Genomic DNA, 12,913 nt, shown 5'->3' on the forward strand with positions numbered 1-12,913 from the left:
CGCGCGACAACCACGCATCGAAGCCCCCTCACCCAATGCTCCGAACAGCGGCACCCCTGGTGCCGCATCACGTTTCGAACAAACTGTCCGTTTCACCACAGTCCACGAACCCGACCAGTCTGTCAAGCGATCTTCACAGCTGGCACACTCTGTGTTGAACTGTCCCGCGAGGGACATCCTCACAGTTGGACACCACTTAAACGGACACACGACACAAGAGGGGTGCCGGTCGACCCGCCACCCCTGCGAAGATCTCCAACCAGCAGACCGCCGCACTGCTCTGCACGCATGATCAGGTCCACCGCCAAGTGGGCTAGTCCTCAGCCGACCCCAGTCCGCTGGGGCATCACGCCAAGGGGGCCACCCGTGCCAGCGCAAACCCACCTCGCCACACTCATCGACGCCGACCCACGACCGGTCCGACAGATCGAGCGCGACACCGGCCTCCCCGAAGGGTCGATCTCCTACTACACCCGACCGTCAACAGCCGACAGAACCCAACGACTGCCGAAACTCAACGTCATGGAGTACATCGCCAAGGCACTCGACAAACCCCTGGAAGTCGTCACCCAGGCATGCATCCGCGACCTCGGCATATCCATCGAACCAGCCTTCACCCCCGCAGAAGTCGACCTCATGCACCGCATCCGCGCCCTACCCGAGGCAGACCAGCAACGCATCAAGGACATCGTGGCCAGCTTCGAACGACACCCCCACCCACAGCCGGCACCACCCCAACCGTCCAAGCGGTGACCGAGGATCGTCCTGTAAGGACTACCAGCGCCAACACGAAGAACATTCATCCGATCAACCACCGTGCGTTCGGCAGCCAGGAGGGACACCGAACACACCAGACACCGCACGGCACGGCCGCCACCGCGTAAGCCAGACGTGCACAAGGGGAGGAACGACCATGGCCCGGCACCAGCTGGTGCACCTCGTACCCAGTACCGACCTACTCCCAGACGAGCCATACCGCCTCGTCTGCGGCCCCACCAACCTCTACTCCGTGGCCATCGCCCACGGCACCACCATCACACCCGACCTCGCCCAGTTCATCAGCGACGTCGAGCAGCACAACCGCGACAACCAACCACCAGGCGATGACGACTCGGGGCCATCGGGTCTGTCCATCCCGGTCCAAAGGTCACGTACGACCATCGCCAACTTCTCGGTAGCCGCGCCCCTGCGCACGTTCCGCCTTCGCGACGCCGTGCTGGATTCGGGCTGGCTCCGGAGCGGGGGCGGACGTCCACCCCCAAGGTCAGGATTGGCCTAGACATCTACTACTCATGGCCTGATGGCAACTCAGGTTCACACTCGGGCGGTTGCTCCGTACGACGGTTTTCGAGAACATCGGAGATGAGCCTTCGTGCTGCTCGCCCATAGATAGCCTGCTGGGACAGTTCGTTGAATGCCTTGGCGTAGAGGGCGATCTCTCGTGGTTGGCTAACGGCCAACTCGGCGGAGATGGTCTCGATGTTGACGAGCCGGTCATCGAAGATGATGAACTGGTTCGTGGGCACACGATACTCGGCTCCGGTCGGCAGCACGCCGAACAGGACGCGGGCAAGCGAGGTAACGGCAAGCAGCCGGTCAAGTTGGCCAATCATGATCTCAGCGTTGCCAACGGTTGTGTGCAGTGCCTGTTGGGCGACCACGAAGTGGAACCGTCGGCCGCCTCGGTACAGAATCTGCTGGCGTTCCATTCGGGTCGCTACGCCCGCTTCAAGGTCATCCGGGATGCGATAGAAGTCGATCACCCGCCCCATCACCGCTCGCGCGTACTCGGCGGTGTGGAGTATGCCGGGTATGAGGAGCGGTTCGTACCAGCGCATGAGCCTTGTCTGGGCCTCCACGATCTTAGAGGCGTGTTGACGGTGGTGGGTGCCAACTTCCAACATCCGTCGCCACTCCACGTACATGGATTCGATGCTGCGGACGGTGGCGACCAGGTCGGATATCTGTTCTTCGGCCCCGGCGTGTCTGCACCATGTCCGGATGTCGTCTTCGGACGGTGTTTGCTTGCCGTGTTCGATCTTTGAAACTTTTGAGCTGCTGGGCCAGCCGGCCCGGGCCGTAAGCGCCACGCCGGTTAGACCGGCGTTCCTGCGGATGTCCCGGAGCCGGTGGCCGAGTGCTTCACGGGCCTGATGTATCGAGCTTGTCACAGCGAGCGGTCTTACGCGGAGGAGGTGTGTTCGCTTGCGAGGTACTGGCGATATGGGATGGCTGCCTGCCAGACGCGGTCGCGGACGGCACGGCAGTGGGCCACGATCACCGGATCAGTGGTGACGGCGCCGCCTGCGAACCGGCCACCGGGCTCGAACACGGTGAAGGCGACGCGCTCATCGTCGAATAGCCAGTAGTCGTCCGTCGTGAGCTCCGCTGGATCGATGAGGTGGCGCGGCAACCAGCGGATGTCTTCCCCTGCCGCGATGTTGTGCGCCGCTACGGTCAAGCCCCACCGGGTGTAGTCGCCATGGGGAACGGTGACGACTCGCGCCCGGGTGACGCGCTTGCCGCCGCCCGTCACCTCTCGAATCAAGGCAAGCCAAGGCGCGTGCCACGCGAAGTCGTCCGGCTGCCCAGTGAGGAAGAGGCGAAATGGCACAGATTCCTCCGGGGTGTGGTAGCTGTCCTGCACTTCAAGATGAAACGCCGCATGCTTGAAGCTGTGGAACAGTTTGTCGAACGCCTCACCCTGTAGCAGGTTCACCGAACCAACTCTCCTCGTTCTTAGGGACTTCGACACAGGTCTCATGCCCGGGAATGTCCATCTGAGACAGTGCCACGTCATCCGTGACAGGCGCACCCGACAACATGAACGTGCCCCGCCCGGTATCGCTGAGCCTGGTGCCGAGGTAGGTGTGGGGTTCCAGATGGGCCAGCAGGCGCTGGGGAATCTCGATCTTGTCGTGACCCGCCACCTTCCAGCCTTGCACCACGTAGGTACCTCGGTCAGTGGCAAACAGGGTAGGTGAGCCCCCACCCTGTGTTTCTTTGCCCAGGAACGTTAGCTGCATGTTGTACCCCTAACTAGAAGTTTGCGCTGATTTTCTCCACCTCCTGATGGTGCCCTGACAAGCTGGCATGCGTCAACGAATCCTAGTGGCACGAAACTTGTCGAGAAAACTCTAGCAAACTCCTGGGGCGGCGACAGCGCCGACACGTACGGTCACAAGAGCTGTCTTTGGTCGGTGACCACCCGGTGCCACCCCTGACGGCGGGCACCAAGCCACGCTGGTGAGCGGCACTAGCCGCCGTCTCCGCCTAAGCGTGCCTGCCGAACCAGAAGGGAGTGAATCGATGAGCGCTTGGAACGTGCTGGTGGTCGCAGCGTTTGGCGGTCCGCTCCTGCTTCTCGTTGCCACGGCCTTGATCAGGATGCATCGCGGCGCGCGGCGCCACCGAGCGATGTTCGAGGACATCAACGCGCACGTGCGTGCGGTACTCGCCCAGTTTGACCAGGAGTCGGGCGACTGTCCACGGTCCCCTGTGGACGCGGGACGGCGTTCGTACCCCGACAGTCCTGTGTCCTGTCAACACAACGGAATGAAGATCGTGCTCACCCTGCGTAACGGAAAGCGGTTGCGATGACCGCCTGGCATGAGCCGTGGCACGAATGTTGCACGGCTGACTGTGACTACCTGGGCACGGACGTCCTGATCGAGTTCCTAGGGGACGCGCTAACGAGGCTGTATGGGGACGAAGAGCCTGACTACGGCCCGTGCGGTGGCCTCCAGTTCCACTACACGTACATCTCTGAGGCGAGGGTGCGTGCGCTGTGTGGCCACCCTGTTGTTGGGCTGGCTGAGCCTGGGGTCCTTCACCCCGTTCCAGGGGCTGCGTGTGGGCCGTGTCTGGAGATCTTCCAGCACGCGAGTGATACCAGGACCTTGCACGGTCTCCGGGGTGCTCAGGCTCTGGAGCTTGCGAGTCAAGGTCTGCCGCCGAAGTACACAACCGGCGGCATCGAAGCTCAACCGTTCGTGGTGGACAGCCAACATGAGTAAGCGTGCGCGTAACGCGCGTCGGCTCGCCAGCATGCTTGGCAACAAATTCAGCATCTTCGTCCGGATCTACTACGACCGTCAGATCCGCCGGTACCGGGTGGTGTGGACCAACGGCCCGGAGGCGGAGGAGTTGTTCCTCTATGCCGTGGAGTCCAGGGACGAAGTGCCCGAGCTGGACGTGGCGACTCTGCTGTGGGACAGGAAATACGCGGCTTAGGAAGGTGGAGCGGTGCGCCGTGAGGACGACGAGACGGTGGTGGCTGTGCTCGCCACGGCGGGCCAGTTGCTGGCTAACCTCGACGAGAACCAAGCACGGATAGGCAACGACCTCATGCGGTTCTTTGCGGACGTTCACGAGCGCAGCAAGGACATGGAGAGGCCGCTAGTGTCCGATGTGTACGCGGTGTTCCCGCAGTATCCCCACGACGACCTGCACCAGGTACTGACCAACCTGATGTTCCTCGGGCTGATCGACACCGAACGAGTTGGCGCACCTACCGGGTTGCGGCTGAACGCGGACGACCCGTCAGGCTACCGGTGCTGGATCAAGTGTGACGCATGGAACCCATGCCCCCCATGGTAAGCGGCAGAAACCCGGTGGCGGACTACTTGGAAACTATTGCCACGACGACGATTCCGGTCTTGATAGATCGAATCCGTCAGGGCGATGCCACGCGGGAGCTGTACCGGGAAGGGCGGGCGGTGTTGCTTACGGCGGAAGCGATGCTGTGGCTCGACGAACTCGACATGCAGGAACCGGGAAGCGTGTGATGAGAGGAGGTGTGACTGTCTTGCGTGACAACAGGTCCGGTGCGTTCGGACCGGAGCGGTAGACCGGGTACGTCGATACATGGATGAGAGGGCATGCCTGATGGGCAACAAGAACCGAGGCGAGAACGACAGCGAGACCGATCACACCGGTCAGGGCTCGAAGGGCAACACGGACGTGTTGGGCGACGAGGAAAAGGACGAATGAGTCGCATCGGCCCTGAGTCGCTGGTGCGGGAACTGGACTCGGCCGGGTTGCTCCCGGCCGGGTTCGGCCTGCTGCTGTGTGAGGTGCTCCGTGACCGTTTTACCTCTGACCTCGTCTGGGTCGACGGCAAGCCGCTCAGCAAGCGAGAGCACCCGACGGCATGGTGGACTGCGGTCTACTCGAACACGTCGGTCGTCACGCAGTACGACGACGGCTTCACTTCGTGGCCAGAGGTTGGCGATCGGGCGTCGTGTTCGTTGTCGATGCCGTCCGTAGTGGTGGGCATGCTCGCCTTGCTGGACGTGCAGCCGGGGCATTGCGTAATGGAGATCGGCGCCGGGAGCGGGTTTAACACGGCGTTGTTGTCCAAGCTGGTCGGCCGCGACGGTGAGGTGGTGAGTCTGGAGGTCGATCCCGATCTCGCTGGGACGGCACGACAAAACCTGCGCCATAGCGGGTACAAGACCACCGAGGTACAGGTGTTCACGAAGGACGGCGCCCACGGTCTGCCTAACTGGGGACAACCGTTCGACCGAGTGATCTCGACCGCGGCCGTGCAGCTCGGGCACGTTCCCTACACGTGGGTGGAACAGACACAGCCAGGGGGCGTGATCGTGACCCCTGTGCGGGCCGCTCTGACATCGGGGCCGCTGGTGCGGTTCGTGGTCAACAACGACGGCACGGCGACCGGCCGGATGGCGAGTATGGGCGCGGCGTTCATGGAGCTGCGGTCGCAGCGCGTCGCGTGGGCCGACGACGAACTCATCGACGAGTCGGCCGGCGACGTATCGCAGCGTTCCACAGAGCATGATCCGTGGTTGATGTTCGGGCAGTTCGCGCCCCGGTGGGCGTTGGCGGTGGCGTTGCCGTCTTGTGAGTACGACCTGCGGGAACGCGAGTACCTCAGGTTGATGGACCCGGTGTCGGGGTCGTGGGCTGTCGTGCGGCCAGACGACCGTGGCGGCTGTGTGGTCCGGCAGTACGGGGTTCGCCGGCTGTGGGATGACGCGGAAGCGGCCTTTGGCTGGTGGCTGGATCGCGGTAAACCGGCGGGCGCTGACTGGGAATGGACCATCACCCCGGACAGCCAGACCATTCGGCTTGCCAGCGAATGAGCCTAAGGCCCCGCCATGACTCCTAAGGTCGAGAAGATCGCGAGCCGAAAGGGTTGAACGCTGGATCTCGGTCCGTGTCTGAACACTGTGGCCAGTCCGCCTTACCCGTGTCCACGGTGCCGTAGAGACGAACCGTATTGTGTACACACCGACGGCGTGCTGTGGCGGTGTGGTCACGTGGAATGGCTGGTCCCGTTACATACGGGAATGGGCCGCAGGCCCTGCACGTGCAACCCTTCGGGTTCGCTGGACTGCTTTCGCCTGCGAAAGCGTTGACTGCTGGGCACCGCACGCGAAAGGGCCGTCACCTCAGGCAGAGGTGACGGGCCTCTTGGGCGTGGGCCTACTTGGATGCGCACTGAACGCGAACGACTCGGTCCCGAGATGCATCCGGACCGGAACACCGGAGCGTCCACGATGGCCGAACGGTGCGAGTACAACCTGACCCGGCTCCGCATGGGGCACTCTGTGATGTGGGGGCGCTGGCTCACCGGTAGTCGGTATGCCGATATCCGGGTTATCTGCTGTTCACCGGCCGCCCCAGGGCGAACACGTCCCGTGTCCGGAACACCGCAGTGCGTGACATCCAGGTGGGTAGGCCGTGCAGCCGACGTACAAACCAAGCGGGCGGGACACCCCCGATCTGCGGGTGCCCCGCCCGCTTGGTGCCTGCGGCCACTTGCGGCCAAGGTGGTCCCATGTCGTGTTCCCACGGGGACCACCAGGTGGTCACAGTAACCTTACTTGGCCACCACTGACCACTGCTGACCTGCGGTTTCCCCAAAACCCCATAACAAGAGGGTCACAATTCAAATGCGCGACACACCGTCCGGGAACGCGAGACACACCGGTGGGCGCTTGCTTCAGGACTATGGGGTGTATGCGGCGCTTGTGTTACTGGTTGGCTATAACCTCTTGTTCACGCAGAACTTCGCCAGTGTCACCAATCTCAACACTCAGCTTGTTCAGGTCACGCCGACGCTGATCGCGGCTTTGGGGATGGCTTTGGTCATCGGGACTGAGGGGGTTGACCTTTCGGTTGGGTCCGTGATGGCGTTGTCCGCTGCCCTGCTTCCGTTGTATCTGGGGTATGGGCTGGCGCCTGCGCTGCTGGTGGCGTTGCTGGGTGGGGCGTTGTGCGGGTTGTTCAGCGGGACGCTTGTTGCCGTTGCCGGCATTCAGCCGATCGTGGCCACGCTGGCTCTGCTCGTCGGGGGTCGCGGGCTCGCGCTGGTCATCGCCAACGGGCAGCTCAAGGACATTCACAACCCGGCGTTGCTGGAGATCGGCGCCGGGCGGGTGGTCGGCGTCCCGATCGTCGTGGTCATCGCCGCCGCGCTCACGCTCGTCATCGGGTTCCTGGTGCGGTACACGACGTTCGGCCGGCAGTTGGTGGCGGTCGGCGGGAACCGGTCGGCCAGCGCGCTCGCCGGGTTGCCGGTGCGGCGGGTGCTCATGGTGACGTACGCGATCAGCGGTGTCCTGGCCGCGGTCGCCGGGGTCGTGGCCACCGCACGGCTCACCGCGGCCGACCCGTCGGCCATCGGGCAACTAGCCGAGTTGGCCGCGATCACCGCGGTCGTCGTCGGGGGGACACCGTTGTCCGGTGGACGGGTCCGTGTGCTCGGTACGGTCGCGGGCGCGCTGCTGATGCAGCTCATCTCGGCGACGCTGATCAAGAACAACCTGCCGACGTCGGCCTCGCTGCTGGTGCAGGCGGCCATCATCATCGTCGCCGTGTTCCTGCAGAGGAGGTCACGCGCGTGACTGCCCTGGGCATGACCCGTCGTGAGTGGCTCGCCGGTGTGGTGCAGCGTCGCGGTTCCGTTGTGGTGCTGGCAATCGTGGTGCTGGTGTCGTCGTTCGCGTTCGACTCGTTCGCGACCGTCGACAACGCGCGCAATGTCGCCATGCAGAGTTCGTTCCTCGCGATCGTGGCGCTGGGCATGACGTTCGTGATCATGTCCGGCGGCATCGACCTGTCCGTGGGATCGGTGTACGCGCTCGGCGGTGTGCTGGCCGCGTTGGGCATCCAGTGGGGGAGTGTGGCGGGGCTGGCGCTGCCGTTGGTCGTGTGCGGCGGGATCGGCCTGCTCAACGGGGTTCTGGTGGCGTACGGGCGGTTGGCGCCGTTCATCGTCACCCTGGCCACCTTGCTTGGCGCCCGTGGCCTGCTGCTGGCGATCACCAAGGAGGGCGCGACGACCCGGGTGATGCCCCGCGATGCTCTGCTCACGCGGATCGGCCAGGGCACGTTGCTGGGCATCGGGTATCCCGTGTTCATCGCGGCCGTCTTGTTCGCCGTCGGCGTCTTCGTGTTGCAGCGCACCAGGTTCGGCCATTCGGTACGGGCGATCGGCGGCAGCGCCGAGGCCGCGAAACTGATGGGCTTGCCGGTCGCCAGACGCACAATGTGGCTGTACACCGGCAGTGGCCTGTTGGCCGGGCTCGCGGGCGCCTTGTCCGCCGCGTACATCGCTTCTGGGGTCACCATTGTCGGGGTTGGCCTTGAGCTGAACGCGATCGCCGCCGTCGTCATCGGCGGCACGCTGCTCACCGGCGGCGCCGGGACGGTCGGCGGCACGTTGGCCGGCGTGGTGCTGCTTTCGGTCATCCAGAACGTGATCAACCAGATCGGGACGCTGTCGTCGTACTACCAGTCGGTGGTCAGCGGCGCGTTCCTGGCTGTCGTCGTCGCCGTGCAGGCGTACCTGAGCCGTGCCCATCTCGGGAGGAAGCGCGACCAATAAGGAGGTTACCCGGTGAAGAGAACCTCGATCCGTATCCTTACCCTGATCACCGCCGCTGTTAGCGTCTTGGGCGTGACGAACGCCGCGTCCGCCGAGCCAGTGTGGAAACCCAGGACACCACCGTTGTCCACGCCGTGGACGCGGCTGGTGGGGCCGAACAACGCCCTGCCGGAGTACCCGCGGCCGCAGCTGACCCGGGACCGGTGGCAGAACCTGAACGGCGTCTGGGAGTTCGCCGGCGCCGCCGCCGGTGAGGCGCCGCCGATCGGGCAGTCCCTGGCGGAACGCGTCCTCGTGCCGTACCCGATCGAGTCCGCGCTGTCCGGCATCATGCGGCACGAGGATCGCATGTGGTACCGCCGCACGTTCACCGTACCGAACGACTGGCGGAACAACCGGGTGCGGCTGAACTTCGGCGCGGTCGACTACGACAGTGTTGTCTGGGTCAACGGCCGTCAGGTGAGCACCCATCGCGGCGGCTACGACTCGTTCAGCGTGGACATCACGGACGCGCTGAAATCCCGTGGCCCGCAGGAAGTCGTCGTCGGTGTCACGGACATGACGGACAAGACGTGGCAGCCGATCGGCAAGCAGCGCAACGTCCCGGACAAGGGCATCTTCTACACGTCCAGCTCGGGGATCTGGCAGACGGTGTGGCTGGAGCCGGTCGCGTCGACCAGCATCACGCAACTCGACCAGACCCCGAAGCTCGCTGACTCCACCCTGCGACTGACTGCGCGGACCACCGGCGACACCAACGGTCTGACCGTGGAAGCGACCGCGTACGACCACAACCGGGTGGTCGGCCGTGCCACCGGCGCGCCCAACACCGAGCTGAAAGTGCCTGTACCCCACGCAAAGCTGTGGTCGCCTGACTCGCCGTTCCTGTACGACCTGCGGGTTCGTCTGGTCCGCGGCCACCGGACGGTCGACGATGTCGGCTCGTACTTCGGCATGCGCGAGGTCGGCATGGCACCGGGTGCGGACGGCAAACTGCGGATGACCCTGAACGGCAAGATCCTGTTCCAGATGTCCACATTGGACCAAGGGTTCTGGCCAGACGGCATCTACACCGCGCCGACCGACGCGGCCCTGCGGTTCGACCTCGAACAGCACAAGGTGCTCGGGTTCAACACAGTCCGCAAGCACATCAAGGTCGAGCCGGACCGCTGGTACTACCACGCCGACCGGCTCGGTCTGCTGGTGTGGCAGGACATGCCGGCGATGCGGACCGGTGGAACGCCGCCACCGGACGCCCAGCAGCAGTTCGAGACCGAGATGCACACCATGGTGGACAAGCACAAGAGTGACACGTCCATCGTGGTCTGGGTGCCGTTCAACGAGGGCTGGGGCGAGTGGGACCGGGGCGCCACCGGCCGGATCGCCGACGACGTCAAGAAACAGGACCCGACCCGCCTGGTCAACGCGCACACCGGCGTCAACTGCTGCGATTCGCACGGCGACTCGGGACGCGGCGACATCATCGACTACCACCAGTACGTGGGTCCGGCGGCACCCGTGCCGTCGCCGACACGAGTGGCCGTGGACGGCGAGCACGGCGGTTTCGGCCTGGAAGTCAAGGACCACATGTGGTTCGGCGACGGCGGCGCGTACGAGATGGAGCCCGACTCGGCGACGTTGACCCGCCGGTACGTGGAGAACCAGCGGGACGTGATGGCCACCGCGCAACGGTGTGGCATCAGCGCGGCCGTGTACACCCAGATCACCGACGTCGAGCATGAGGTCAACGGCTTCTTCACCTATGACCGGCAAGTCAGGAAGATGGACTTCCCGCAGGTCAAGGCGGTCAACGAGGCCATCATCCGGACCGCCGACGGCTCCGGCGGCGGCACTGCGCCCGGCCCTGGCACACCTGGCCCGGACGGAATCGCCTACTACCCGTTCAGCGAGGGAACGGGCACGACCACAGCGGACGCCCTTGGGCACCACAACGCCACCCTGACCGGCGACGCGACCTGGACCGACGGCCACCCCGGTTCGGCTGTCCGGTTCAACGGCTCGACGTCCACAGTGGACACCGGGGCGAACGTGCTGGACACCAACGGGAACTACACCGTGGCGGCGTGGGTGAAACTGGACAGCCTCGGCGGGTTCGCCACCGCGGTCAGCCAGGATGGCCCGGACCACAGCGCGTTCTTCCTGCAGTACTCCGGCCAGGACAACAGGTTCGCGTTCAGCTTCGCGGGCGTGCGCGCACTGGCCCCGTCCGCGCCGGACACCGGGCGCTGGTATCACCTCGTGGGTGTTCGGGACGCGCGCGCCGGGTCGTTGACCCTGTACGTCGACGGTCAGCAGGCGGGTGCCGCGTCCATGTGCGACGGCGGGCCGGGCGCGGGCAACACCGTGATCGGCCGGGCGAAGTACAACGGCGGGCCGGTGGACTTCTGGCGGGGCGCGATCGACCAGGTGCACCTGTTCGACCGGGCGCTGCCGGCCGGTGAGGTCGCGGCCCTGTACAACTCCGGCCGATGAATGATATTGAGCGATAAACTGTTCGGAAAACGGACGCCTGCCGAACTGTTCGGATAACGGACGTGCATCGCTTCGATTTATGCCGGTTGACAGCCTGCGTTTATCGCTCGGATTGGAACCTACTTTTGGGGGTGGTCGGGCACGCCGCATGGTAGGACGCTGCATTCGTTGTATGACTCCCTTGTCAACCCTGCAGATTGGGAGAGTCTTATGCGTAAGGTCCTCATGGCGGCTTTCGGCGCGTGCGTTCTCGCGCTCGCCATGGGCGGGACCACGTCCGCGCAGGCGGCCCAACCCGATGGCGGCGCACAGCCGAACATCATCGGTGGGCACAACGCCTCCGAGACGTACTCGTTCATGGTCGGGCTGAGCAACGGATGCGGCGGCAGCCTGATTGCTCCACAGTGGATTGTCACGGCGAACCACTGCGGCAGCGCGTCGCAGGGGCGGATCGGTTCCACCAGTCACAGTTCTGGTGGCGAGGTCGGCCGGATCGACCGGCGGCTCACCAAGCCCGGCACCGACCTGACCCTGATGCACCTGTCCACACCGGCCCGGTCCACCCCGGTCCGGATGGCGACGGCCAACCCGGCCTCCGGCAGCCCGGTCCGGCTGCTCGGCTGGGGCTGCCTGAACTGGCCCAGCTGTTCGACGCCGAACACCCTGCAAGAGATCGACCTGACGATCCTGCCGAGCAGTCGGTGCGCCGCGGGCGGCGGCACATCGAACGACGTGTGTGTTTCCGGCGGCCGCGGCCAGTCGGCGTGCCACGGCGACTCCGGCGGCCCAGCTGTCACCGGAACGCGCGGAAACTGGACGCTGGTCGGCGAGACCCACGGTCCCGGCGACAACAACGGCGAATGTGCCACCACCACGCTCTACACCGGTATCGCCGCGCACCGGGCGTGGATCCAACAACAGACGGGAGTCTGATGGCCTGATGCGCTAAACCCCCCAGTGGGAGAGGTACTGACCAACGGTGCCTCTCCCACTTCCGTATTTGTATCCAGAATTCACCAACAATGGGATACTGCATTCAGTCCTGGCGGGTGCGGCCGAAGGACGTCAACGGAGTGGGGAGCCGTGCCGGTCCGGCCAATACGGCGGCCCGGTTAGTTGATGTCGAACTCGTTGCCTTCTGGGTCTTTCATCGCCACCGCGTAGTGGTCGAGACCCGCCGTGCTCATCGCGCCGACCATGGTGGCGCCTAGATCGGCCAGCCGTTTCGCCTCGGCGTCGACCCGCAGCCTGCGGGTCTCGATCGGGAACGCCCGCCCGCCGCTGGCGTGGATGTCGAGGTGGAGCCGGTTCTTGATGGTCTTCCGGTCCGGCACCGACTGGAACCAGATCCGCGGTCCGTCGCCGCTCGGATCGACGATGCTGTCCGCGCCGGGTCCCATGGCCTCCTCGGGCAGGCCGATGTCGCGCCGCCAGTCGTCCCACGTGGCGAAGCCGTCCGGGGGCGGCTCGAGCTCGTACCCCAGGGCCGCGGCCCAGAAGCGGGCCAGCAGGTCCGGGTCGGCGCAGTCGATCACCAGTTGGTATCGGACAGCCATTCGGTCG

Annotated in this window: 16 protein-coding genes; 12 read left to right on the forward strand and 4 right to left on the reverse strand. The window is 65.0% G+C overall.

The features are described from left to right. The first annotated feature begins 366 nt into the window (after positions 1–366). Together EV192_RS48775 and EV192_RS48780 are read left to right on the forward strand one after the other, a co-directional pair. Positions 367–753: a hypothetical protein gene (locus tag EV192_RS48775; RefSeq protein WP_132125631.1), complete on the forward strand. Its 387-nt coding sequence runs from the start codon at positions 367–369 to the stop codon at positions 751–753. 160 nt (positions 754–913) lie between these two features. Further along, entirely contained in the window at positions 914–1,279 is a 366-nt protein-coding gene (locus EV192_RS48780) for a hypothetical protein (RefSeq protein WP_132125632.1), read from the forward strand. A gap of 7 nt (positions 1,280–1,286) precedes the next feature. Here EV192_RS48780 and EV192_RS48785 read toward each other — a convergent pair whose 3' ends face one another. The 3 genes from EV192_RS48785 to EV192_RS48795 are packed head-to-tail and all read right to left on the reverse strand — an operon-like array spanning position 1,287 to position 3,026. Beyond that, positions 1,287–2,171 (reverse strand): helix-turn-helix domain-containing protein, encoded by an 885-nt coding sequence (locus EV192_RS48785; RefSeq protein ID WP_132125633.1) that lies wholly within the window; start codon positions 2,169–2,171, stop codon positions 1,287–1,289. 11 nt (positions 2,172–2,182) lie between these two features. Then, the gene (locus EV192_RS48790) at positions 2,183–2,719 is read right to left on the reverse strand and encodes a DUF6879 family protein (protein WP_132125634.1); all 537 of its coding nucleotides are present in this window, start codon (positions 2,717–2,719) and stop codon (positions 2,183–2,185) included. After that, complete coding sequence (locus EV192_RS48795) at positions 2,700–3,026, reverse strand: hypothetical protein (RefSeq protein ID WP_132125635.1); 327 nt, start codon at positions 3,024–3,026, stop codon at positions 2,700–2,702. The genes EV192_RS48790 and EV192_RS48795 overlap by 20 nt, the downstream gene beginning before the upstream one ends. Positions 3,027–3,309: 283 nt before the next feature. On the opposite strand from EV192_RS48795, the gene EV192_RS48800 reads away from it, so the two are divergent. The 10 genes from EV192_RS48800 to EV192_RS48835 all read left to right on the forward strand — a co-directional run bounded on the left by EV192_RS48800 (position 3,310) and on the right by EV192_RS48835 (position 12,283). After that, entirely contained in the window at positions 3,310–3,600 is a 291-nt protein-coding gene (locus EV192_RS48800; RefSeq protein ID WP_132125636.1) for a hypothetical protein, read from the forward strand. A gap of 408 nt (positions 3,601–4,008) precedes the next feature. Continuing rightward, positions 4,009–4,233, forward strand: coding sequence for a hypothetical protein (locus tag EV192_RS48805; protein WP_132125637.1), 225 nt, complete (start codon positions 4,009–4,011; stop codon positions 4,231–4,233). A 12-nt stretch (positions 4,234–4,245) separates the two neighbouring features. Continuing rightward, entirely contained in the window at positions 4,246–4,599 is a 354-nt protein-coding gene (locus EV192_RS48810; RefSeq protein WP_132125638.1) for a hypothetical protein, read from the forward strand. A 14-nt stretch (positions 4,600–4,613) separates the two neighbouring features. Then, complete coding sequence (locus EV192_RS54440) at positions 4,614–4,787, forward strand: hypothetical protein (RefSeq protein ID WP_165960997.1); 174 nt, start codon at positions 4,614–4,616, stop codon at positions 4,785–4,787. A 79-nt stretch (positions 4,788–4,866) separates the two neighbouring features. Then, positions 4,867–4,992 (forward strand): hypothetical protein, encoded by a 126-nt coding sequence (locus EV192_RS57050; RefSeq protein ID WP_279495941.1) that lies wholly within the window; start codon positions 4,867–4,869, stop codon positions 4,990–4,992. Further along, positions 4,989–6,107, forward strand: a complete 1,119-nt coding sequence (locus EV192_RS48815) for a protein-L-isoaspartate O-methyltransferase family protein (RefSeq protein ID WP_165960998.1) — start codon at positions 4,989–4,991, stop codon at positions 6,105–6,107. Before EV192_RS57050 ends, EV192_RS48815 begins: the two co-directional genes overlap by 4 nt. Before the next feature lie 915 nt (positions 6,108–7,022). After that, positions 7,023–7,874: an ABC transporter permease gene (locus EV192_RS48820; RefSeq protein WP_243727561.1), complete on the forward strand. Its 852-nt coding sequence runs from the start codon at positions 7,023–7,025 to the stop codon at positions 7,872–7,874. 11 nt (positions 7,875–7,885) lie between these two features. Beyond that, complete coding sequence (locus EV192_RS48825; protein ID WP_132125724.1) at positions 7,886–8,857, forward strand: ABC transporter permease; 972 nt, start codon at positions 7,886–7,888, stop codon at positions 8,855–8,857. Between the two features lie 72 nt (positions 8,858–8,929). After that, positions 8,930–11,350, forward strand: coding sequence for a LamG-like jellyroll fold domain-containing protein (locus EV192_RS48830; protein WP_243727562.1), 2,421 nt, complete (start codon positions 8,930–8,932; stop codon positions 11,348–11,350). A 210-nt stretch (positions 11,351–11,560) separates the two neighbouring features. Then, entirely contained in the window at positions 11,561–12,283 is a 723-nt protein-coding gene (locus tag EV192_RS48835) for a S1 family peptidase (RefSeq protein ID WP_132125641.1), read from the forward strand. A gap of 179 nt (positions 12,284–12,462) precedes the next feature. Here the strand turns inward: EV192_RS48835 and EV192_RS48840 are convergent, their stop codons facing one another. Beyond that, positions 12,463–12,906, reverse strand: coding sequence for a VOC family protein (locus EV192_RS48840; RefSeq protein WP_132125642.1), 444 nt, complete (start codon positions 12,904–12,906; stop codon positions 12,463–12,465). Positions 12,907–12,913: the final 7 nt, after the last annotated feature.

The sequence above is a fragment of the Actinocrispum wychmicini genome, from assembly GCF_004345645.1.
Taxonomy (GTDB): Bacteria; Actinomycetota; Actinomycetes; order Mycobacteriales; family Pseudonocardiaceae; genus Kibdelosporangium; species Kibdelosporangium wychmicini.